We start from the raw sequence: 22,024 nt of genomic DNA on the forward strand, positions 1-22,024 counted from the left end.
TCCCATGTCCGGCAATACTCTCGGTACTCTTTTCTGCGTCACGAATTTTGGCGAATCCCATGGCCCTGCCATTGGCTGTGTGGTGGATGGCTGCCCGCCGGGGCTGGCACTGGAGGCTGCCGATATCCAGGCCGAACTGGATCGCCGCCGCCCGGGCACCTCGCGCCACGTGACGCAGCGCCAGGAGGCCGACCAGGTCGAGATTCTGTCCGGGGTGTACCAGGGCGTCACGACCGGCACGCCCATCGCATTGCTGATTCGCAATGTCGATGCGCGCAGCAAGGACTATTCCAATATTGCGGATACCTTCCGCCCCGGCCATGCAGATTTCACCTACACCCGCAAATACGGGCTGCGCGATCCGCGTGGCGGCGGACGTTCCTCCGCGCGTCTGACCGCGCCTACCGTCGCGGCAGGGGCGATTGCCAAAAAATGGCTGGCCGAGCAGCACGGTATCCGGGTGCGCGGCTACATGAGCCAGTTGGGGCCCATTCCCATTCCGTTCGTGTCCTGGGACGATGTGCCCAATAATGCCTTTTACGCGCCGAATGCCGGCGTTGTGCCCGAGCTCGAAGCCTATATGGATCAGTTGCGCCGCGATGGGGACTCGATAGGCGCACGCGTGGAGGTCGTCGCAGAAAACGTGCCGGTCGGCTGGGGCGAGCCCCTGTACGACCGTCTTGACGCCGATATCGCGCACGTCATGATGGGCCTGAATGCCGTCAAGGGCGTGTCGATCGGTGCGGGTTTTGATTGTGTCACGCAGCGTGGTTCCGAGCACGGAGACGAGATCACGCCCGAAGGTTTTATCGGGAACAACGCCGGCGGCGTGCTGGGCGGGATTTCCACCGGGCAACCGGTGACGGTATCTCTGGCGATCAAGCCGACCTCGAGCATCCGCGTCGAGCGCCACTCGATCAATAGCGAGGGCGAACCCATCATGGTGCAAACGCTGGGCCGCCACGATCCATGCGTCGGCATCCGTGCCACGCCGATTGTCGAAGCCATGCTCGCACTGGTTTTGATGGACCACGCCTTGCGCCATCGGGCGCAGTGCGGTTAAACCACGTTTCGTGACCGCAGACGTCATGAGAATGGGCCGCGCGAGGAGTGATGCAGACTAGTTGGCGAAGCTGAGTCCGCTGCGTCGTGCGCTAGCCTATCGTGTCGCGATGCGTGGCGTCGGGTCGGCAACGTTTATCGAGGGGGGAGAACCATGAGCGTGACATTCCGAATGCTGTTTCGCCAACTGCTTGGCGGGGCCGCAATAATTGGCACCTTGGCCGTGAGCGGTTGCGCCAGCGTGCAGACCACACAATCCGGCACAGTGGGCGTTGAGCGTACACAGTACATGTCCAGCATGGTGCCGGAAAAAGAGCTTGAGCAAGAAGCCGGCCAGCAGTATTCCGACCTCATCCAAAAGGCCAAGGCCCAGGGGGCATTGGACCGTAATGCCTCCCAGGTATCCCGGGTGCGCACGATTTCCCAGCGGTTAATCGCGCAGGTGGGTGCATTCCGGCCGGATGCTGCGAATTGGGATTGGGAAGTGCACGTCTTATCGTCTGACGAGGTCAATGCATGGTGCATGCCGGGCGGGAAAATGGCCGTCTATACCGGGCTGTTGACGCAAATCAAGCCCACTGATGCTGAGCTGGCAGCCGTCATGGGGCATGAAATCGCGCACGCGTTGCGCGAACACGCGCGCGAGCGTATGTCGCAGCAGATGGTCACCAACGTCGGCCTGTCCGTGCTGTCGATTGCCACGGGCGTATCGACGGACCTGGGCAGCAAGCTCACCGACGTCATGTTCACGCTGCCCAACAGCCGGACCCACGAGAGCGAGGCCGACATGATGGGCGTAGAGCTCGCGGCGCGGGCCGGATATGATCCCCGCGCCGCGGTGACACTGTGGCAAAAAATGGGCACCGCCAGCAGTGGCGCGCCGCCCGAGTTCCTATCGACCCACCCCTCGGCGGAGACACGCATCAGCGAATTGCAGGCTGCGTCGGAACGGGTGATGCCGCTATACGACCAGGCAAAGGGCAAAAAATAGCGGTGCAATGGTGCGAGTGCTTCCGCTATGGCAATTGCGGCGGGCTTTGAGCAGAACTGCCCCACCTGATGGGGCGGTTCTGTTTGAGGACATCCGGTTTGCCGCCCGCCATTGCTCATCAGAAAGGTGGTGGTTCCAATACTAGGATAAATGCTGCCGTTGTACTAGGTTGAGAGCATGGGCATAATGAGACATCGATTCTGATGTCCCCACCGGCGCTGCCGGATATTCCGCGAGTCTATTCATGGCCCAAACCCTCTACGACAAACTCTGGAACGCGCACGTCGTGAACCAGGAATCCGACGGCACCTGTTTGCTCTACATTGACCGGCACCTGTTGCACGAGGTGACCAGTCCGCAGGCCTTTGAAGGCCTGACCATCGCTGGCCGCAAGCCCTGGCGCATCAGTGCCAACCTGGCAGTCGCGGATCACAACGTGCCCACGATCAACCGTAATCGCGGTATCGATGACCCGATCTCGAAACTGCAGGTCGACACACTGGACGCCAACTGCGACAAATACGGCATTACCGAATTCCGCATGGCCGATCTGCGCCAAGGCATCGTGCACGTCATCGGACCGGAGCAGGGTGCAACGCTGCCGGGCATGACGGTGGTGTGCGGCGATTCGCATACCAGCACGCACGGCGCGATGGGCGCGTTGGCCTTTGGTATCGGCACCTCTGAGGTCGAGCACGTGCTCGCCACGCAGACGCTGCTGATGAAAAAGAACAAAAGCATGCTGATCAAGGTCGAGGGCGAGTTGCCTTTCGGCTGTACGGCCAAGGATGTCGTGCTGCATATCATCGGCATCATCGGCACGGCAGGCGGCACCGGCCACGCGATCGAATTCGCCGGCAGCACCATTCGCGGCTTGTCCATGGAAGGCCGCATGACGGTCTGCAACATGGCCATCGAGGCTGGTGCACGTTCCGGCATGGTTGCCGTTGACGACAAGGCCATCGAATATTTCCGTGGCCGTCCGTTCTCGCCCTCGGGCGTATTGTGGGACCAGGCGGTTGCCTACTGGCGCACCTTGCATAGCGACGCGGGCGCCAAATTCGACCGCGTGGTCGAGGTCAATGCGAAAGACATCAAACCGCAAGTCACCTGGGGCACCTCGCCCGAAATGGTCTTGTCGGTGGATTCCCGTGTGCCCGATCCCGATCGCGAAAAAGACGACGTGCGCCGCAGCGGCATGGAGCGCGCCTTGCAATACATGGGTCTCAAGCCCAACACCCCGTTGACCGACATCCGCGTCGATCGCGTGTTCATCGGATCGTGCACCAACTCTCGCATCGAAGACCTGCGCGAGGCCGCCGCCGTCGCCCGTGGCAAGCACGTGGCCTCCAACGTCAAGCAAGCCATGGTGGTGCCGGGTTCGGGTCTGGTCAAACAGCAAGCCGAACGCGAAGGCCTGGACAAGATCTTTATCGAAGCCGGCTTCGAATGGCGCGAACCGGGCTGTTCGATGTGCCTGGCGATGAACGCCGACCGCCTCGAACCCGAAGAGCGCTGCGCGTCGACCTCGAACCGCAACTTCGAGGGCCGCCAAGGACAGGGGGGGCGCACCCATTTGGTCAGCCCCGCCATGGCCGCCGCTGCTGCCGTAGCCGGTCATTTCGTCGACGTCCGCAACTTCCGCTAAGAGCTCAGACATCATGCAAGCATTTACCACTCACGAAGGCCTGGTGGCCCCGCTCGATCGCGAGAACGTCGACACCGACCTCATCATCCCCAAGCAATTCCTGAAATCCATCAAACGCACCGGCTTTGGTCCGAACCTGTTTGACGAACTGCGATACCTGGATCACGGCGAGCCTGGCATGGACAACAGCAAGCGTCCGTTGAATCCGGATTTCGTGCTGAACCAGCCGCGCTACCGCGGCGCTTCGGTATTGCTGGCGCGCAAAAATTTCGGCTGCGGCTCCAGCCGTGAGCACGCCCCCTGGGCGCTGACGCAGTTCGGTTTTCGCGCCATCATCGCGCCGTCCTACGCGGATATCTTCTTTAACAACAGCTTCAAGAACGGCCTCTTGCCTATTGTGCTGTCCGAGTTGGAAGTCGCGCGTTTGTTCGACGAGGTCAAGGCATTCCCCGGCTATAAGCTGCGCATCGATCTCGAGCGCCAAGTCGTGATCGCGGCGGACAACCGCGAAATGTCGTTCGATATCGAGCCTTTCCGCAAGTACTGTTTGATCAATGGTTTCGATGACATCGGCCTGACCTTGCGTCAGTCCGACAAGATCCGTGCGTTCGAGGCAGAACGCCTGGCGCGTCATCCCTGGCTGGAAAGCCGGCCCATTGCTTGAGTCTTCCTACATAGGTTTTTTTCATGACACATAACATTGCAGTGCTGCCTGGTGATGGCATTGGTCCCGAGATTGTCGAGCAGGCTGTGCGCGTGCTGAGTGCATTAGGTTTGCCGCTCGATATTCAACAAGCCCCCGTGGGCGGCGCCGCCTATGACCAATTCGAGCATCCGCTGCCGCCGGCGACGCTGGAGCTCGCGCGCAAATCGCATGCCGTGTTGTTCGGCGCCGTAGGCGACTGGAAATACGACAGCCTGCCGCGCGAATTCCGTCCCGAGCAGGCCATCCTGGGCCTGCGCAAGGCGCTTGGCCTGTTTGCGAATCTGCGTCCGGCGATCTTGTATCCCGAGTTGGCCAGCGCCTCGTCGCTCAAGCCCGAGATCGTGTCGGGCCTGGATATCCTGATCATTCGCGAACTGACCGGTGATATTTACTTCGGCACCCCGCGCGGCGTGCGTACTGCCGAAGACGGTGTTTTCGCCGGCGAGCGCGAAGGCTTCGACACCATGCGCTATGCGGATTCCGAAGTGCGCCGTATCGCGCGCATCGGTTTCGAATCGGCTCGCAAGCGCAACAAAAAGCTGTGCAGCGTAGACAAGGCCAACGTGCTCGAGACCTCGCAGTTCTGGCGCGACATCGTCATCGAAGTCGCGCGTGACTATCCGGATGTCGAGCTTTCGCACATGTATGTCGATAACGCGGCCATGCAATTGGTACGCAACCCGCGCCAGTTCGACGTCATCGTGACGGGTAACCTGTTCGGCGACATTCTGTCTGACGAGGCAGCCATGTTGACAGGCTCGATCGGCATGCTGCCTTCGGCTGCATTGAACGAGTCGGGGCAGGGCCTGTACGAACCCAGCCATGGCTCGGCGCCGGATATCGCGGGCCAAGGCATTGCGAACCCGCTGGCGACGATTCTGTCGGCTGCCATGCTGCTGCGCTACTCGCTGAACCAGAACGCGCAAGCGGACCGTATCGAAGCTGCCGTACGCAAGGTACTGGCCGATGGCTTGCGCACCGCTGATATTTACGAAGAAGGCACCACCAAAGTGTCCACTTCGCAAATGGGCGATGCCGTGGTGAAAGCACTGGGCTGATCCTCCTCTGCTTGATTGAGCCGCCCCCGGGCATGACCTCATGTCCGGGGGCGGTGCCATTAGGCGCGGCGCAGCCTGATCCAGACTTTTCGCGCACAGAGTGCACCCGTAGCTGCCTTGGTGGCGCTTTCGCAACGCCAATGTGGGCCGTGGTTTGTCCCTAATACCACCGCAGCGCAACATAATCCCGCTTATTCTGATAAATTGTCGGAATCGTTAGCTTTTTTTCTTATTTATCAACCTCAAGAGCATTGAACATGACGCAAGCAGTAGGCCTGGTCGGCTGGCGCGGCATGGTCGGTTCCGTTCTCATGCAGCGCATGCGTGACGAAAACGACTTCGCCCTGATCGATCCCGTATTCTTTTCCACCAGCAACGCTGGCGGTGCCGCGCCCACGTGGGCCGAGGGCGCTGGTCCGTTGCAGAATGCCTACGACATTGATGCTCTGAAAAAACTGCCGATTATCGTGACTGCCCAGGGCGGTGATTACACGACCGAGGTCTACCCCAAGCTGCGCGGCGCGGGCTGGAACGGCATCTGGATCGATGCTGCCAGCACCCTGCGCATGAAGGACGACGCCATCATCGTGCTCGATCCGGTCAACCGCCCGGTGATCGACGCGGCGCTCAAGCGCGGCGTGCGCAATTTCGTCGGCGGCAACTGCACCGTCAGCTGCATGTTGATGGGCCTGGCCGGCCTGTTCAACAACGACCTGGTGGAATGGATGACCTCCATGACCTACCAGGCCGCATCGGGTGGTGGCGCGCAGCACATGCGCGAACTGCTGACGCAATTCGGCCTGCTGAACCAGGCTGTGAAGCCTCTGCTGGACGATCCGGCCTCGGCCATTCTCGAAATCGACCGCGGCGTGTTGACCGCTCAACAAGATCCCGCTTTGCCCCAAGAGCACTTTGGTGTGCCGCTGGGCGGCAACCTGATCCCCTGGATCGACAAGGACCTCGGCAACGGCATGTCGCGCGAGGAGTGGAAAGCCGAAGCCGAGACCAACAAGATCCTGGGCCGTGGCGAGGCCTTCGGTACGCCCGCTACGCCGATCGACGGCTTGTGCGTGCGGATCGGCGCCATGCGTTGCCACAGCCAGGCGCTGACCATCAAGCTCAAGCGTGATGTGCCTCTGGACGAAATCGAGGGCCTGATTGCCGAAGGCACCCAATGGGCCAAGGTCATCCCCAACACCAAAGAAGACACCGTGCGTGCGCTCACGCCGGTCGCGGTGACGGGAACCCTCGACATTCCGGTCGGCCGTTTGCGCAAGCTATCCATGGGCTCCGAATACCTGGGCGCGTTCACGGTAGGCGATCAACTGTTGTGGGGGGCGGCCGAGCCGTTGCGCCGCATGTTGCGCATCGCATTGTCCGAGGCCTGAGTGTCGTACGCAGCGCCGCTGACGGTTTGAGACAGCGGCGTTTCGCATTCAGGCTTGTCCGGTTTTGGCCGGGCTCGGTAAAGGCACCTGCGGGTGCCTTTCTGCCATTTTGTCCTTGCCGCAGCCTTGATGGCAGGTTTGTGAATCAAGGTCGATCTATTACACTTTCGCCCAGCATTGGCCGGTAACCCGATTCGTCCAGCAGGATTTCCCAACATGACATTGCGCTCACGTCGTTTTTCGCCGACCCACCGTATCAAAGCTTCGCAATGGGCCATCGCGCTTGCATTGGGCGCCTCGATGGGGGCAACGGCGCATGCCGCGACCGTGGGGCATTCGCGCGTCATCTCCGCGCCGGGGGCGCCGCTGCAAATCGTAGTGCCGCTCGACAATGTCACGGCTGAGGAGCTGGCTTCACTCAAGGTCTCGCTGGCCGACGCCGCCGCATGGCAGCGTGCGGGATTGCAGCCGCCAGTGCCCCTGAACACTGCGCGTGTGAGTGTGCAGGATGGTCCGCGAACCACGGGCAAAAACATTCGCATTGAATCTTCGCAGCCCTTGGCGACATCGGCTGTGGATCTGTTGCTCGATCTGCAGTCCAGCTCCGGCCATCGCCAGGTCCAGGTCACCATTCTGGTGCCGCAGCGTGCGGCCGCAGCGCCGGTTCAGTCGGCGCGTACTGGATCCGTCAGCGCAGACCGCGCGGCGCCCGCCTCGGCAGAGACCGTGCGTGCGGGAGATAACCTGTTTCGCATTGCCCGCCGTAATGGCGTGTCGGACGCCAGCGTATATCAGATGCTGGTAGCCATATGGCGCGCCAACCCTCAGGCGTTCATCCAGAACAATATGAATCTGGTGCGTGCGGGAGAAACGCTGACGATCCCCGATGCAGCTACGGTCCGCGCAATCGATCCGGCCGAGGCGCGTCGCATCTATGTCGAGCAGGCCGAGGCCTTTGCACGCTATCGCGGCCGTGCGGGCGCGGCGGTTGCCGGTGCGGCCGCGGTCGGCGAGGGTGCCAATGCCGGTGGTGGCCGCGTGAGCGAGGCGTCGCCCTCAGGCGGCAGCGCTGCCGCAACCTCACAAGACCGTTTGCGTCTCAGTTCCTCCGACGCCGCAGGAGCCCAGGCTGACGCCCAGGCGGATGCGCGTACCTCCGAGCAGCATGCTTTGCAGGATGCGCAGCAGCGTGTCGAGACCCTGCAAGGCAACGTCGATGCGCTGAGCCAGGCTGCGGGCAGTGGTACGGCGGGGAGTGACGCGAATCAGAATAATGCGGCAGGTGGCTCTGGCGTTGCAGGTGCTGACGGTACCGCAGGTGCCGCAGCCGGTAATGCAGGTGGCGGTGCTGCGGGTGCTGGGACAGGTACCACAGGCAGCGGCGCGGCAGGTGCAGGAGCAGGTGTCGCAGGCGCAACTGGCGATGCAAATACTGCCGGTGCAAACACTGGTGGTGCCGCGGCCGGGGGCGGTGGCACAGGTGCAACGGGTTCAACAGCCGGAGGGGCCGGTGCGGCAGGTGCCGGCACATCAGGCTCCAATGCAACGGGCGCGTCCAACGCTGCTGGAACTGAGGCCGCCGGAACCGAGGCAGCCGCTCAGGACCTCGCCGCTGCCTCGGGCGCCAATAGCGCGGGTTCCACGTCCACCACAGGCAATTGGCTGACTGACAATCTCCTGGTTGTCGTGACCTCCATCCTGGCGTTGATCGTACTGATCATCGCATGGCTGCTGCGCCGTGCCGGCGCTCGCCGTGCAGACGAAAACGAGGACGAGGACGCGTCTTATGGCGGAGAGCCGGTGCTGGATGCCAGCTTGCTCACTCGCAAGCTGGACGGCATCGACCTGGATCTGAATAAACCGCCGACCGACGAGCCTCGCGCTCGCGGGCCTCGCGTCTGACACTCATGGCGCGTATGGCATTGGGGCTGGCTTATGACGGCTCCCCCTGGCAAGGCTGGCAGACACAACCGCACCGTCAAACGGTGCAGGACACGCTAGAGGCGGCGCTGGGCCGTTTCAGCGGCATTGACGGCATCGTGCCCACGATTTGCGCCGGCCGTACGGACACTGGTGTGCACGCCGCCATGCAAGTCGTGCATCTGGATACGCCTCTGGCGCGTCGCGACGAATCGTGGGTACGCGGCGTCAACGCCTTTCTGCCGCCCAGCATTGCCGTTCAGTGGGCACAATCGGTTCCGGATGAATTCCATGCACGCTTTGCGGCACGCTCTCGCACCTACATCTATCTGCTTTGGCGCGGCCGCGTGCGGCCGCCCCTGTGGGCCGCGCGAGCAGGCTGGTGTTTTCAGCCGCTGGATGTAGACGCAATGAGACAGGCGGCATCGACGCTGCTTGGCGAACATGATTTCTCCAGCTTCCGCTCCTCGCAGTGCCAGGCTCGCCATCCAGTGCGTACTTTGCATCAACTCGACATCCAGGACCGTGGTCCTTTTCTCGTCTTCACATTGCGCGCCAATGCTTTTTTGCACCACATGGTGCGCAACCTGATGGGAGCATTGCTGCAAATCGGTCAGGGCCGCGAATCCGTCTCCTGGATGGCTGCACTGTTGGCGGCGCGAGACCGCCGTTTGGCCGCACCCACGTTTTCTCCTGATGGACTTTACCTGTCCGCGATCGAATACCCTCCTGAATTCCAGCTGAAAGAGTTGGATGGCGGATCCCATCTGCTGTCGCCTTTTACGTCTGCTTAGGGTTATCAGCAGGGGGGCAGCAATCAATTGTCACTATATGATTGCGAACGCAAAAGGCCACGTTTGCTGCGATGCGGCGACGTCCTAAAAAGGCCCCAGCATTACACAACAACGGCAGCCTCTTACACGAGCTGCCACAATGCGCGGCCGCTTCACACGAGCGGCCTGCGTTTGCAGCGTTGTCCAATCAGGAGACTCCCTTCATGCAACGTCGTTCGTTCCTCAAAAAGGCCACGTTAGGTGCCGCCGCTGGCGGTGCTGCGCTTGCCGCACCCGTTCTCGCGCAAGAATCCCCCACGCTCAACTGGCGCCTGGCGTCCAGTTTTCCCCGCAGCGCCGACGCAATCTTCAGCGGCGGTGAGAATCTGGCCAAATACGTTGCCGAAGCAACGGACGGCAAATTCAATATCCGAGCCTTTCCCGCAGGCGAAATCGTGCCTGCGCTGCAGGTGCTCGACGCCGTGCAGAACAACACCATTGAATGCGGTCATACGGCCTCGTACTACTACTATGGCAAGGACCCCGCGCTGTGTTTTGACGGCGCTGTGCCTTTCGGCCTGAACACGCGCCAAATGAACGCGTGGATGCGACATGGCAATGGCCTGAAACTGACCCGCGAACTCTTCCAAAAGTACAACATCGTGAATTTCCCTTGCGGCTACACCGGCACCCAGATGGGGGGCTGGTTCCGCAACGAAATCAAGACCGTTGACGACCTCAAGGGCCTGAAATTCCGCGCCAGCGCATTTGCCGGTGCCGTGTTGTCCCGTTTGGGCGTGGTGCCGCAGCAGATCGCGGGTGGCGATATCTATCCCTCATTGGAAAAAGGCACAATCGACGCCGCCGAATGGATCGGACCGTACGACGACGAAAAGCTCGGTTTCCACAAAGTCGCCAAGAACTACTATTTCCCAGGCTGGTGGGAAGGCACGCTGCAGGTCTCCTTGTATGTCAACCAAGAGGTCTACAACAAGCTGCCCAAACATTATCAGGCCGTCCTGGCGCAGGCTTCCGCGGCTGCCACCAACGACATGATCGCCACCTATGACGCCGAAAATCCGGCTGCACTGCGCCGCCTGGTCTCGCAGGGCGCTCAGCTCAAGGCCTTTCCCAAGCCGGTCATGGAAGCCTGCTACGCCGAGGCTGTCAAGGTCTATCAAGAGCTCTCCGCCAAGGATGCCACCTTCAAAAAGATCTACGACGACATGGTGGCGTTCCGTGACAACGAGATCCCATGGTTCCGCGTGGCCGAAGGCAGTTTCGACGGCTTTATGGGGACCATTGGCCGAGGCAAGTAAATAGGCCCTCAAGGGCAGGGCGGCGGGCAAACGAGCGTAACGTTATAAAATCTAAGGTTTCCGCTCGTTTTCGTGTCCGCCAAAAGCTGGGGCGACAGGAGTGGCGCATTGCCGAAGTCTGTCGCCCGGCCACCCCGGGCGGGGCCCTGCATGCTCGTGCGCTATGCCGTATTTGGCTAGTTGCGACCTTCTATCTAGCTCATTATTCCCATCATGAAAGCATTACTCGCTTTATCGCGCGCCATCGACGCGCTGAATGTGCGGGTTGGAAAAGCCGTGACATGGGTCACCCTGTTGGTGGTGCTGGTCAGCGCCGGCAATGCGGTGGTCCGCAAGGTATTCGGAACCAGTTCGAATGCCTGGCTGGAACTGCAGTGGTACATGTTTGGTGCCATGTTCCTGCTGACCGCCGGCTACACCCTGCTCAAAAACGAACACGTCCGGGTGGACATCCTGTCCTCCCAGCTCTCCAAGCGTACGCAAATTTACATCGAGATTTTCGGGGTGCTGTTTTTCTTGCTCCCCATGGCCATCTTGATCATGTACCTGTCTTGGCCGATGTTCATGGATTCGTACATCTCCAACGAACAGTCCTCAAACTCCGGTGGCTTGGTCCGCTGGCCGGTCAAACTGTTGATTCCGGTCGGCTTTGCGCTGCTCGTGCTCGCGGGGATTTCGCGCTTGATCAAATGCGTGGGCTACCTGTGCGGCCAGGCGCCGGATCCGCTGGCACGCGCCGAGGGCAAATCCGCCGAAGAGCAATTGGCCGATGAGATCGCCCGCGAAGCGCAAGATCGCGAAGCGGCGGCCCTGCAACAACAAAACAAGGGCCAATGATCATGGAGTTTTTCATCGCAAATATGGCGCCGATCATGTTCGGCACCTTGGTGGTGTTTTTGTTGCTGGGCTTTCCCGTGGCATTTGCACTGGCTGCGAACGGCATTCTGTACGGTTTGATCGGTATGGAATTGAACCTGTTCAGCGCCTCGCTGTTTCAGGCCTTGCCTCAGCGGGTGTTCGGCATCGTGTCCAACGATACCTTGCTGGCGGTGCCGTTCTTTACGCTGATGGGGCTGGTGCTCGAGCGATCGGGGATGGCAGAGGACTTGCTTGAGACCATCGGTCAGGTGTTCGGGCCGCTGCGTGGCGGCTTGGCGATTGCCGTGGTGCTGGTGGGCGCGATGCTGGCCGCGACTACCGGCGTAGTGTCGGCCTCGGTCATCTCGATGGGCCTGATCTCGCTGCCCATTATGCTGCGTTATGGCTATGACAGACGTCTGGCATCCGGGGTGATCGCCGCATCCGGCACGCTCTCGCAGATCATTCCGCCCTCGCTGGTGCTGATCATTCTGGCTGACCAATTGGGCCGTTCGATCGGTGACATGTACCGTGCTGCGATGGTGCCTGGGTTTCTGCTGGCGGGCTCCTATATCGCCTACATCGTACTGATGTCGTTCATCAAGCCATCGTCGGCCCCCGCGTTGCCCGAAGAAGCGCGCACCTTTCGTGAGCCGAATGGCTCCCGCGGCGGCCGTTCGCTATTGGTGCTGATGTTGATTTCGGCTGCCTCGGCGTATTTGCTGACGCAATGGCTGGAAAAAGACACCGCGCCGGTTGACGAGAAGGTCGTCCTGAGCTTGCTGCTGTGGGGTCTGACCGCCTTTGTCATCGCCATCGTCAACAAGGTGTTCCGTCTGAAAATGCTTTCTGCATTGGCTGAGCGCGTCACCTTCGTGATGATCCCGCCGTTGTTCCTGATTTTCCTCGTGCTCGGGACCATCTTCATCGGTATCGCGACGCCCACCGAGGGCGGGGCCATGGGCGCCGTCGGGGCCATCGTCATGGCGTTGATCCGCGGACGGTTGACCTTGGATCTGCTGCGCCAAGCTATGGATACGACCACCAAGCTGTCCTGCTTCGTGGTGTTCATCCTGGTGGGCTCGACGGTATTCGGCTTGACCTTCCGGGGCGTCAGCGGCGACTTGTGGGTCGAACATCTGCTGATTGGCTTGCCTGGCGGAGAATGGGGCTTCCTGATCGTGGTCAGCGTGCTCACGTTCGTGTTGGCGTTCTTCCTGGACTTCTTCGAGCTGGCATTCATCATCGTGCCGCTCTTGGGGCCGGTTGCCGACAAGCTGGGCATCGACCTGATCTGGTTCGGGATCATCCTGGCAGTGAACATGCAGACCTCGTTCATGCATCCGCCGTTCGGGTTCGCGCTGTTCTACCTGCGTTCGGTGGCGCCCAAGGACGCCTATCGCGACAAAGTCACCGGTCAGCGTATCGAGCCGGTCACCACGGGTCAGATCTATTGGGGGTCGGTGCCTTTCATTATCATCCAATTGGTGATGGTGGCTGCTGTTATGATTTTCCCTGGTATGGTGATGCACTATAAGGCGGGCCAGTCCACGGTCGATCCCAGCAGCGTCAAGATCGAAATCGACACGACCTATGGCACCAGCATTTACGGTGACGAGGGTGGCGATCCTGGCGCCGCGTTCAAGTAATCTTTACAACCTGGTTTTCAAATAGCGTTATGCGTACTCGCGTCAAAATCTGCGGCTTGACCCGCGAAGCAGATATCGCCTCGGCTGTGCAGGCCGGGGCGGACGCGATCGGATTCGTGTTCTATCCGCGCAGCAAGCGTTACGTCACCCCGGCTCAGGCTGCAGCCTTGCGCCGCACGGTGCCCGCCTTTGTCGATGTAGTGGCCTTGTTTGTGGATCCAGATCCCGCCGATGTTCGCGCGGTGCTGGAACAGGTCGGTCCCGACCTGCTGCAATTCCACGGTGACGAATCCGTCGAGGATTGCACGCGTTACGGCGCGCGTTTCTTGCGGGCTTTCCGTGTCGGTGCCCCTGGGCTCGAGACGCCCGACGGTTTAGCCGAGACGTGCCGAGCCTACGGCGGGGCGGCGGGATGGCTATTCGACAGCTACAGTGCCGCCTACGGTGGTAGTGGCCTGGCTTTTGACCATGCCTTGCTATCGACCGTCCGGGCAGATACGGCTTCGCGGCCCATTGTCCTGTCAGGGGGGCTCAACGCCGATAATGCCGCGGCGGCCATCCAGGCTTTGCGCCCCTGGGCAATCGACCTGAGTAGTGGCGTGGAAACCGCTCCTGGTCTGAAGTCCGCAGACAAGATCCACGCCCTGATGCGTGTCGTACGGCAGGCGGATGAGCAACGCCAATAATTCATCATGGCGTAATTGAGAATCGTGCATTTTTCACATGTCCGTGCTGTAATCTAACCAAACAGATCTGCGGGAGTCCGATTTTGTCTATCCTCTGACCTGTTGCGGCCGTTCCTGGCCTGGCAGAGGTATTTTTGACGCATGGCGACCCTCCTTTCCGGCACATCTCGTTATTTGGCTGCCGAACATCAACAGCATCTAAGACAAGCCACCAGGGTAGCCATACTCATGGCCCCGCGCCTGGGGGATACCTTGCTCATGATGACCATGGCGCAAAATCTGGCCATCAATGGGCGCAACGTCACGGTCTTTGGCGACTATGTGTATCAACTGCGCGCCTGGTTTCCTGATATCGATGTTCGTCCGTCGTTGCCCGAGTCCGAGGCAGCGCAAGCCTTGTCCGAGTACGATTGCGTGGCGCAGATGCATGTGGGGTGGCCCTATGCTCTGCACAACTACGCGCGGCGATATTTTTACTATGACGCGCATGTCGTCATCACTGGCAGAGGCTTCGTCAAGCTGAATCAAATCCGGGATTACTGCATAGATCAGCTTGGTCTAAAAAATAGCGAGGTAGGCAACGGTCTGGTTCCTCTGAACGGTCTGCGTCATCGACAATACGCCAGAAGGGTTGCGGTACATCCTTCATCCTCCAGTGAGCAACGATGCTGGGCGGCGTCGCACTTTGTCGAACTCGGTTTGCGCCTGAAGCGTGCAGGCTATGACCCGGTCTATATCCTCGCCGGGCACGAGAGAGGGCAGTGGCGCTGCCTCGAAGAAAACGGCTTGGCTGTTTTTCAATCGGAATCACTCTCCGATGTGGCAAAGTTCATCCACGAATGCGGCTGGTTCATCGGTAATGAGTCCGGAATAGGGCATCTCGCTTCCAATCTGGGAATCCCGACTTTGACCGTGACGGGCAGGCCGACTCGTACGCGTGCCTGGCGTCCTGGCTGGGCGCCTTCGCACATTGTGTATCCCGCATATATCCCCGGGGGGCGATGGCGCGATCTACTCTGGCGTCGTTGGCTACGGCCCGGGCAAGTGTTGACGGCTTTTCGACGTTTGATGATTCAGTACGAGAGGCAGGCCAGCGGGCAGCGTTGATGCGTGCATCCGTGGCATGTATGGGCTCACCCCAAGAGCGCTTTTTTCCTTGGGGATGCCCCCGACAGCAAGGAAATTTTGCTCCAACTTGCACAGCTAAAAAAACTCGTGCATAATCTCATTTCTTCGCAGTTTGCGCAGGCGGTTAGCTCAGATGGTTAGAGCGCTACGTTGACATCGTAGAGGTCGTTGGTTCGATTCCAATACCGCCTACCAGGATTCCTGGTAGTTCATCACTACCCCAAAAAGGCCGCCACATCACAACTTGGCGGCCTTTTTGTTTTCAGCGTCTTGATGCCGTTCTTTGATTCGCTGGCGGTTCAAGCGCAGGGCTTCTGCCGTGGGCTCCCAGTTTTCCCAGAAGCCGTCCGGGATGGTCGGATAATCTTCGCGTCGTATGCCAGTAAAGGTGGGTTTGTAGCCGCGGCGGCGCATCTCTTCGATCAAGTCAGCATGCCGGCGGGCGAGATAATCCAGTCGTGTATAAAAGAAAAGCAGGTGGCCTTTCCCAAGCGTGTAAGCACGGGGTTGGGATGTTATGCCGCGCGCGGCTGCCTTTTGCGCCAGCGCAAAAACGCGGGGCAATTCTCGGTATTCCGCGACCAGATGCGGGCCGCTGAGTTCTTGTACGGGAATGCAGTTGATGCGAGTCATATTTTTATTCAGACGGAAATAACCCTGGCGCTCAAGTGTCATTCCTTAATGATGATTAAACGGGTTCGTATGGCCTGAATAAAAAAAGCCGCCATGGTCGACCACGGCGGCTTTTTTCGGCCGGATTTGCAGCCCTGTTACTTGGTCGGTGTTTCGCGATTACGATTTTCCGTATAGCCGCGTGAGCAGGGCGCCCGCATGACCATAGCGTGTCAGGCTCATTTCCTGCATATATTCACGCAATTGATGCTCTGCAGAGACAGGAGCGGCTGGGGCGGCCGGGGCGGCGGGGGTGGGCTTGACAAGTAGACGCTCCGCTGCCTGCANGGTTCGTTGCGCTCGCGCTTCCGCGGGGGTGGGGAGGTCATCTATCCAGCCAGGATTGGCGCTTCCGATACTCATGGGCGGCTCTCCTTTACGACTCAATCAGGTTGTTTGCTGCTTACGACCCTTATTATACGCAGACTATTTCAATCTGTAAGATTAGAAATGGGAATTTCTATCATTTTGATATATCAAGCGACTGCGCGCAGATGCTTGCGTGTCGATGGGGTGGCCGCCGAGCGGCGTATCAAAAATGCCGGAATGCTGTCCAGTTCGTGACGGCCCGCATGGCCGTCACTGAGACTGTCGCATAACAACTGTGAGCGTATGCCGACGCGTTGCGAGGCCGTGCGAATGTGTTTGGCCAAATCCAATGCTTGCCGTTCGGCCAGGTCTCGGGATACTGCAGTATTTGGGCAATATTCGGATCTGGAAGAGGCCGACACGCCGGATTGGCGTTCTCGAATATCTACATATCCACGAAACAGGCCTGTATCGATTTCGAATACGCGTGGGCGCAGGGTTTGAATGCGGTCGGTGCGATTAATCGGTTTCATGTGACTTGCCATGTGAAATATCGACGTGACGAGTCTAGTAAAGGAAAAATATTACGTAAGCATCGAGTTGAAATGAGATGATGCTCTCACGGCCGAGATCTCACAGAACGTGTCTGAATCGTAAAGATTCGTTGACACTTCACTATCCTTTAGATTTGGAGCGTTTTGATGAGTTGCCGCGAAGGCGGGTTTTGTTGTTTTCCAGTCCATTGATCATGGTCTGTATCGACATTTCCAGGTCTTGCAAAATCGACTCTACGGCTTGGAATGCGTGATGAATGGCGGCGGGCATCGCGACGTGAATCGCAGGATCATTCGTGTTTCGCAATAGCAGAGTCAGTTGATCGAATTGCTGCAAGGTCTGTTTGTCGGCGCCGAGGAAACTGGCTGTGCCCTTGGCCTTGTGGGTGTGGGCCAGGGCCGCGTCGCGATCGCCGGTATCGACGGCATAGCGTAGCGAAGTCAAGTCGGCCTGCGAGTGAGCCAGTGCTTGCGACAAAAGCGACAGCCGGGTGGCATCATCGGGATACAGCGACAGGATAGTCTCTATATGCAGCATAAGTCGGCGCTGAAATAGGGTCAGGGACCGGCAGGCTGATCGAATTTCTCTTTCAGGTACAAGGCCAAGGCCAGGTCGTCTGCGACGCCCAGCTTGGCCATGGCGCGGCGTTTGTGTGTGCTGACGGTTTTTTTGCTGCGTAGCAGGCGAGTGGAGACTTGTGTGACCGACAGGCCTTGAGAGATCAGGCGCAGGACCTCGATCTCGGCGAGCGTCAGCCGTGTATCGGGGTGGCGAGGCGGCGTCATGTTCAGCGCGCCGTTTTTGTAGGTGATGAAGCCATCGAGATTGGTATTGCACGAGGCGCGGATGACCTCGACCAGTGTAGGCAACGACGCGGATTTAGGCAGATATCCCGTCGCACCAGCCCGGAATGCAGCGTATTCGGTTTCGTCGGCAGCACCTGCAGAAAAGGTGATGATCGCCATCTTTGGGTGGTGGCGGCGCAGTCGCCGGATGAAATCCACGCCGTCCACGGTTTGCTTGGGGAGATAAAAATCGACCAATGCGACGTCGCAAGGATGCTCATGCAAATTGCGCAGCAGGCACTCGGACGAGGTGTCGGTATGGACGATATCAAAATCGGGTTGGGCCCGCAGATAGGCGGCGACGCCCAGCGTGATGACCGGATGGTCGTCCAGAATGGCGATACGGACTCGATGGTTGCTACCTGATAGCAGCAGGTAACGCCGCTCTACGTAGGGCGAGGTCGCGGCGGGCTCGGGGGAGGTCGAAGTCGTAATGGCTGACATAGTCCTGGTGTGTGGCCAGTGGTGGCAAAACGTTCCATTGCCGACCTTATCCAAAACGACGCCAGCTTTGAGATGAAGCAGCTGAATTGGTCAAGAAATAAGACTTATCTGAAATTGAGTATTGTTGGATGTCGAGTGATACAATAGTGGTATCTCGGCACGCGCCCGATTGTTGTTACCTGTTTTGCGTGCCCGCCTCAGGTGGCCAGCACATGATGATTCGCCCGACACGAACTACGACCGGAAACTTCCGCCCCATGCCGCGTTAGTTTTATCAGCGTCGGGTTCTCGTCAGGTAGACGGCAGACCCCAACAAGCAACCAGACAAANCGCGGCCGATAGCCGCGTTTGTTGTTTCTTCCCCCAGGAAATTTTCGATGGTACAGATCACATTGCCCGATGGTTCGCAGCGTCAGTTCCCGGCACCGGTCACGGTGGCCGAGGTTGCGCAGTCCATCGGCACCGGGCTGGCCAAGGCCGCGCTGGGCGGCCGTGTCACCCTGCCAGACAGCGAGGTCAAGCTGGTCGATACGAGCTTTCGCATCGATCAGGATGCGCAACTGGCCATCGTCACGGCCAAGGACCCCGACGGCCTGGATTTGATTCGTCACTCGACAGCGCACTTGCTGGCGTATGCGGTCAAGTCCTTGTTTCCCGATGCGCAGGTCACGATTGGTCCGGTCATCGAAAACGGCTTTTATTACGACTTTTCCTACAAGCGTCCCTTTACGCCGGAGGATCTGGCGGCTATCGAGAAAAAGATGGCCGAGCTCGCCCGCAAGGACGAGGTCGTGACGCGCGAGGAATGGACGCGCGACGATGCGGTGGCTTTTTTCAAGAGCATCGGCGAGGCGTACAAGGCCGAGATCATCGCCTCGATCCCGTCCAACGAGACGCTCAGCCTCTATCGTGAGGGCGAATTCATCGATCTGTGCCGCGGGCCCCACGTGCCGTCCACGGGCAAGCTGAAAGTCTTCAAGCTCATGAAGGTCGCTGGTGCGTATTGGCGCGGTGATAGCAACAACGAGATGCTTCAGCGTATCTACGGCACCGCCTGGGCGACGAAAGACGAGCAAGACGCCTACCTGCATATGCTCGAAGAAGCCGAGCGCCGCGACCATCGCAAGATCGGCCGCGAGTTGGATCTGTTCCATTTCCAGGACGAGGCGCCGGGCCTGATTTTCTGGCACCCCAAGGGCTGGGCCCTGTGGCAGCAAGTCGAGCAATACATGCGCAAGGTCTATCAGGATAACGGCTACCAAGAGGTCAAGGCGCCGCAGATCCTGGACATTTCGCTCTGGAAAAAGACCGGCCACTGGGACAACTATCGTGAAAACATGTTCACGACCGAGTCCGAAAACCGCGTGTATGGCCTCAAGCCTATGAACTGTCCGGGCCACGTGCAGATCTTCAACGCCGGCCTGCATTCCTATCGTGAGCTGCCTTTGCGCTATGGTGAATTCGGCCAATGCCACCGCAATGAGCCTTCCGGTTCGTTGCACGGCATGATGCGCGTGCGCGGCTTTACGCAGGATGACGGCCATATTTTCTGTACCGAAGACCAATTGCAGGATGAGTGCGCTGATTTCACGGCACTCCTCCAAAAGGTGTACCGCGATTTCGGTTTCACCGAGGTGCTGTACAAGGTCGCGACGCGCCCCGAAAAGCGCATCGGCTCTGACGAGGTCTGGGATACGGCAGAAGCCGCCCTCATGGAAAGCCTGCGGCGCACGGGTTGCGAGTTCGAAGTTTCGCCCGGAGAGGGTGCGTTTTACGGCCCTAAGATCGAATACACGCTGAAAGACGCGATCGGCCGTCATTGGCAGTGCGGCACGATTCAGGTCGACTTTTCTATGCCCGTCCGCTTGGGTGCTGAATACGTCGACCAGCAGGACCAGCGCCGTCCGCCGGTGATGCTGCACCGGGCGATCCTCGGTTCGCTCGAGCGTTTTATCGGCATGCTGATCGAAAACCACGCCGGTGCGATGCCGCCTTGGCTCGCGCCGGTGCAGGCCGTCGTGTGTTGTATTTCCGAGCCTTCGGCCGAATATGCCGCCGAAATTACGCAAAACCTTAAAAAACAAGGCTTTAGGGTGCAGTCCGATTTGCGTGGGGAAAAAATCACCCGTAAAATCCGCGAGCACAGCCTGCAAAAGGTGCCATACATCCTTGTCGTGGGCGACAAGGAAAAGCAGAATGGCACTGTTGCGGTGCGTGGTTTGGGCGGGCTGGACCTCGGCGTCATCACGCTGGAAGCCTTCTCCGACCGCTTGACCCTAGACGTCGCCGCTCGCCGGGACGTCGTCAATACCGATAGCAGTGCTGCTTAAATCTTTTAGGAGTTGTCAACATCGCCACTGAAAAAGCCAATCGCATCAACGGTGAAATCCGTGTCCCCGAGGTGCGCCTGATAGGTCTGGACGGAGAACAGCTGGGCATCGTAAAGCTGGCCGACGCGTTCCGTCTTTCCGAACAAGCCGACGTGGATCTGGTCGAAATCGCGCCCAACGCGGATCCTCCAGTTTGCCGTCTGATGGACTACGGTAAGTTCAAGTACCAGGAACAAAAGCGCCAGGCCGAAGCTCGTTCCAAACAAAAGGTCATCCAGGTCAAGGAAGTCAAATTCCGTCCGGCGACCGACGAAGGCGACTACCAAGTCAAGCTGCGCAACCTGCGCCGTTTCCTGGAAGAAGGCGACAAGGCCAAGGTCACGCTGCGGTTCCGTGGCCGCGAAATGGCTCACCAGGAGCTCGGCATGCGCGTTCTCGAACGCGTGCGCGACGATCTGACCGAATTGGCCCAGGTCGAAGCCATGCCCAAGCTCGAGGGCCGTCAGATGGTCATGGTGCTTGCTCCTCGCAAAAAGAGCACGCCCGGCAAGGCTGACGCCGCCGGTTGAGGATGCTTGAGCCCACGGGCAGCCGCTTTGCGCGGCTGCCCGTGGTGCCGCAAAAAGATCATCAAGCCGCCCGGCGCGGGCGGGTCATTTACGCTACGATGGCGGTATGACGCGTGGGGTTGTGTTCCACGCGCGACCGGGATATCTCTATGCATGTCTTATTCGTTATTGACCCCTTGCCGCGCCTGAAGGCCTACAAGGATAGTTCGGTTGCCATGATGCGCGCCCTGGTTGCGCGCGGCCATACGCTGAGCGTGGCGCTACAGGGCGATCTGTTCATCGACGCGGGTGTTGTGTCGGCTCGCAGCACCGCGATCGAACTGGTCGAAGGCGCCGATCTGCACGGCCACGATTGGTGGCGTGACAATGGCGAGGCGCGCGACGTGCCGCTGTCGCAATTCGGCGCTGTGCTGATGCGCAAGGATCCTCCGTTCGACATGGAATACGTCTATTCGACGCACATGCTCGAGTATGCCCAGGCCCAGGGCGCCAAGGTCTTTAACGACGCGGCCGCAATCCGCAATCATCCGGAAAAACTGGCGATCACCGAGTTCGCCGATTTGGCTGCGCCCACGCTGGTGACGCGCGACATGGCGCGGATCAAGGCGTTTCATGTCAAACACCAGGATGTCATCGTCAAGCCGCTGGACGGCATGGGTGGCACAGGTATCTTCCGCCTGCAGGCGGTCGAGCCCAATCTGAACGCCATCCTGGAAACCCTCACCGACAACGGCGAGCGCACCATCATGGCACAGCGCTACATCCCTGAAATCGTCCAGGGCGACAAGCGCATTTTGCTGATCGGTGGCGAGGCGGTGCCGTATTCGCTGGCGCGCATTCCCCTGGCGGGCGAAACGCGCGGCAATCTGGCGGCCGGCGGCCGAGGTGTTGCCCAGCCGCTGTCGGCGCGCGACGCAGAGATCGCCGCGCAGGTCGCTCCCAAGCTGGCCGCGCGGGGCCTGCTCTTGGTGGGGCTGGATGTCATTGGCGATTATGTGACCGAGGTCAACGTCACCAGTCCGACCTGTTTCGTCGAGATCGCCGAGCAAACCGGTTTTGATGTGGCCGACATGTTTGCGGCGGCCCTCGAACGCGCGGTGGCATAGAGGCTCAG

The 22,024-nt window shown here is 59.7% G+C and carries 20 protein-coding genes and 1 tRNA gene; 17 read left to right on the plus strand and 4 right to left on the minus strand.

Features of this window, described 5'->3' with window-relative positions:
* Positions 1 to 4: 4 nt before the first annotated feature.
* The 14 genes from aroC (at position 5) to ACNA0J_RS14725 (ending at position 15,381) form a co-directional block, all read left to right on the plus strand.
* Positions 5 to 1,063: a chorismate synthase gene (gene aroC, locus ACNA0J_RS14660; RefSeq protein ID WP_415819615.1), complete on the plus strand. Its 1,059-nt coding sequence runs from the start codon at positions 5 to 7 to the stop codon at positions 1,061 to 1,063.
* 171 nt (positions 1,064 to 1,234) lie between these two features.
* Entirely contained in the window at positions 1,235 to 2,053 is an 819-nt protein-coding gene (locus tag ACNA0J_RS14665) for a M48 family metallopeptidase (protein WP_415819693.1), read from the plus strand.
* 244 nt (positions 2,054 to 2,297) lie between these two features.
* Positions 2,298 to 3,701 (plus strand): 3-isopropylmalate dehydratase large subunit, encoded by a 1,404-nt coding sequence (leuC, locus tag ACNA0J_RS14670; protein ID WP_415819616.1) that lies wholly within the window; start codon positions 2,298 to 2,300, stop codon positions 3,699 to 3,701.
* A gap of 13 nt (positions 3,702 to 3,714) precedes the next feature.
* Entirely contained in the window at positions 3,715 to 4,365 is a 651-nt protein-coding gene (leuD, locus tag ACNA0J_RS14675) for a 3-isopropylmalate dehydratase small subunit (protein WP_415819617.1), read from the plus strand.
* A gap of 23 nt (positions 4,366 to 4,388) precedes the next feature.
* Positions 4,389 to 5,465 (plus strand): 3-isopropylmalate dehydrogenase, encoded by a 1,077-nt coding sequence (leuB, locus tag ACNA0J_RS14680; protein WP_415819618.1) that lies wholly within the window; start codon positions 4,389 to 4,391, stop codon positions 5,463 to 5,465.
* A gap of 257 nt (positions 5,466 to 5,722) precedes the next feature.
* Positions 5,723 to 6,853: an aspartate-semialdehyde dehydrogenase gene (gene asd, locus ACNA0J_RS14685; protein ID WP_415819619.1), complete on the plus strand. Its 1,131-nt coding sequence runs from the start codon at positions 5,723 to 5,725 to the stop codon at positions 6,851 to 6,853.
* Positions 6,854 to 7,069: 216 nt separating this feature from the next.
* Positions 7,070 to 8,755, plus strand: a complete 1,686-nt coding sequence (locus tag ACNA0J_RS14690; protein WP_415819620.1) for a type IV pilus assembly protein FimV — start codon at positions 7,070 to 7,072, stop codon at positions 8,753 to 8,755.
* Positions 8,756 to 8,760: 5 nt separating this feature from the next.
* Positions 8,761 to 9,567 carry a tRNA pseudouridine(38-40) synthase TruA gene (truA, locus tag ACNA0J_RS14695; RefSeq protein ID WP_415819621.1) on the plus strand — a complete coding sequence of 269 codons (807 nt, stop codon included), beginning with the start codon at positions 8,761 to 8,763 and terminating at the stop codon, positions 9,565 to 9,567.
* Positions 9,568 to 9,770: 203 nt separating this feature from the next.
* Entirely contained in the window at positions 9,771 to 10,865 is a 1,095-nt protein-coding gene (locus ACNA0J_RS14700) for a TRAP transporter substrate-binding protein (protein ID WP_415819622.1), read from the plus strand.
* A 213-nt stretch (positions 10,866 to 11,078) separates the two neighbouring features.
* Entirely contained in the window at positions 11,079 to 11,702 is a 624-nt protein-coding gene (locus ACNA0J_RS14705) for a TRAP transporter small permease subunit (RefSeq protein ID WP_415819623.1), read from the plus strand.
* A gap of 2 nt (positions 11,703 to 11,704) precedes the next feature.
* Entirely contained in the window at positions 11,705 to 13,372 is a 1,668-nt protein-coding gene (locus ACNA0J_RS14710) for a TRAP transporter large permease (protein ID WP_415819624.1), read from the plus strand.
* A 29-nt stretch (positions 13,373 to 13,401) separates the two neighbouring features.
* Entirely contained in the window at positions 13,402 to 14,058 is a 657-nt protein-coding gene (locus ACNA0J_RS14715; protein ID WP_415819625.1) for a phosphoribosylanthranilate isomerase, read from the plus strand.
* A gap of 141 nt (positions 14,059 to 14,199) precedes the next feature.
* Complete coding sequence (locus tag ACNA0J_RS14720) at positions 14,200 to 15,165, plus strand: glycosyltransferase family 9 protein (protein WP_415819626.1); 966 nt, start codon at positions 14,200 to 14,202, stop codon at positions 15,163 to 15,165.
* Positions 15,166 to 15,304: 139 nt separating this feature from the next.
* Positions 15,305 to 15,381 (plus strand) — tRNA-Val (locus ACNA0J_RS14725).
* Positions 15,382 to 15,423: 42 nt separating this feature from the next.
* Here ACNA0J_RS14725 and ACNA0J_RS14730 read toward each other — a convergent pair.
* The 4 genes from ACNA0J_RS14730 to ACNA0J_RS14745 form a co-directional block, all read right to left on the minus strand.
* Entirely contained in the window at positions 15,424 to 15,819 is a 396-nt protein-coding gene (locus ACNA0J_RS14730) for a pyrimidine dimer DNA glycosylase/endonuclease V (protein ID WP_415819627.1), read from the minus strand.
* Between the two features lie 515 nt (positions 15,820 to 16,334).
* Positions 16,335 to 16,700, minus strand: coding sequence for a hypothetical protein (locus ACNA0J_RS14735; protein ID WP_415819628.1), 366 nt, complete (start codon positions 16,698 to 16,700; stop codon positions 16,335 to 16,337).
* Positions 16,701 to 16,842: 142 nt separating this feature from the next.
* Positions 16,843 to 17,259: a hypothetical protein gene (locus tag ACNA0J_RS14740; protein ID WP_415819629.1), complete on the minus strand. Its 417-nt coding sequence runs from the start codon at positions 17,257 to 17,259 to the stop codon at positions 16,843 to 16,845.
* Between the two features lie 20 nt (positions 17,260 to 17,279).
* Positions 17,280 to 18,011: a response regulator transcription factor gene (locus ACNA0J_RS14745; RefSeq protein ID WP_415819630.1), complete on the minus strand. Its 732-nt coding sequence runs from the start codon at positions 18,009 to 18,011 to the stop codon at positions 17,280 to 17,282.
* 377 nt (positions 18,012 to 18,388) lie between these two features.
* Between ACNA0J_RS14745 and thrS the strand changes: the two genes are divergently transcribed.
* From thrS to gshB, 3 genes are all read left to right on the plus strand, one after another.
* Positions 18,389 to 20,341, plus strand: a complete 1,953-nt coding sequence (gene thrS, locus ACNA0J_RS14750; protein ID WP_415819631.1) for a threonine--tRNA ligase — start codon at positions 18,389 to 18,391, stop codon at positions 20,339 to 20,341.
* A gap of 20 nt (positions 20,342 to 20,361) precedes the next feature.
* Entirely contained in the window at positions 20,362 to 20,910 is a 549-nt protein-coding gene (infC, locus tag ACNA0J_RS14755) for a translation initiation factor IF-3 (RefSeq protein WP_209156465.1), read from the plus strand.
* A gap of 149 nt (positions 20,911 to 21,059) precedes the next feature.
* Positions 21,060 to 22,016, plus strand: coding sequence for a glutathione synthase (gene gshB, locus ACNA0J_RS14760; RefSeq protein WP_415819632.1), 957 nt, complete (start codon positions 21,060 to 21,062; stop codon positions 22,014 to 22,016).
* The last annotated feature ends 8 nt before the right edge of the window (positions 22,017 to 22,024 follow it).

Origin of the sequence: Bordetella tumbae, from assembly GCF_965139195.1 — a bacterium.
In the GTDB taxonomy this organism is placed as follows: domain Bacteria; phylum Pseudomonadota; class Gammaproteobacteria; order Burkholderiales; family Burkholderiaceae_B; genus Bordetella_A; species Bordetella_A tumbae.

Coding starts and splice junctions, on each gene's coding strand:
- aroC (WP_415819615.1), top strand. CDS start 5: ATGTCCGGCAATACTCTCGGTACTCTTTTCTGCGTCACGAATTTTGGC.
- ACNA0J_RS14665 (WP_415819693.1), top strand. CDS start 1,235: ATGCTGTTTCGCCAACTGCTTGGCGGGGCCGCAATAATTGGCACCTTG.
- leuC (WP_415819616.1), top strand. CDS start 2,298: ATGGCCCAAACCCTCTACGACAAACTCTGGAACGCGCACGTCGTGAAC.
- leuD (WP_415819617.1), top strand. CDS start 3,715: ATGCAAGCATTTACCACTCACGAAGGCCTGGTGGCCCCGCTCGATCGC.
- leuB (WP_415819618.1), top strand. CDS start 4,389: ATGACACATAACATTGCAGTGCTGCCTGGTGATGGCATTGGTCCCGAG.
- asd (WP_415819619.1), top strand. CDS start 5,723: ATGACGCAAGCAGTAGGCCTGGTCGGCTGGCGCGGCATGGTCGGTTCC.
- ACNA0J_RS14690 (WP_415819620.1), top strand. CDS start 7,070: ATGACATTGCGCTCACGTCGTTTTTCGCCGACCCACCGTATCAAAGCT.
- truA (WP_415819621.1), top strand. CDS start 8,761: ATGGCGCGTATGGCATTGGGGCTGGCTTATGACGGCTCCCCCTGGCAA.
- ACNA0J_RS14700 (WP_415819622.1), top strand. CDS start 9,771: ATGCAACGTCGTTCGTTCCTCAAAAAGGCCACGTTAGGTGCCGCCGCT.
- ACNA0J_RS14705 (WP_415819623.1), top strand. CDS start 11,079: ATGAAAGCATTACTCGCTTTATCGCGCGCCATCGACGCGCTGAATGTG.
- ACNA0J_RS14710 (WP_415819624.1), top strand. CDS start 11,705: ATGGAGTTTTTCATCGCAAATATGGCGCCGATCATGTTCGGCACCTTG.
- ACNA0J_RS14715 (WP_415819625.1), top strand. CDS start 13,402: ATGCGTACTCGCGTCAAAATCTGCGGCTTGACCCGCGAAGCAGATATC.
- ACNA0J_RS14720 (WP_415819626.1), top strand. CDS start 14,200: ATGGCGACCCTCCTTTCCGGCACATCTCGTTATTTGGCTGCCGAACAT.
- ACNA0J_RS14730 (WP_415819627.1), bottom strand. CDS start 15,819: ATGACTCGCATCAACTGCATTCCCGTACAAGAACTCAGCGGCCCGCAT.
- ACNA0J_RS14735 (WP_415819628.1), bottom strand. CDS start 16,700: ATGAAACCGATTAATCGCACCGACCGCATTCAAACCCTGCGCCCACGC.
- ACNA0J_RS14740 (WP_415819629.1), bottom strand. CDS start 17,259: ATGCTGCATATAGAGACTATCCTGTCGCTGTATCCCGATGATGCCACC.
- ACNA0J_RS14745 (WP_415819630.1), bottom strand. CDS start 18,011: ATGTCAGCCATTACGACTTCGACCTCCCCCGAGCCCGCCGCGACCTCG.
- thrS (WP_415819631.1), top strand. CDS start 18,389: ATGGTACAGATCACATTGCCCGATGGTTCGCAGCGTCAGTTCCCGGCA.
- gshB (WP_415819632.1), top strand. CDS start 21,060: ATGCATGTCTTATTCGTTATTGACCCCTTGCCGCGCCTGAAGGCCTAC.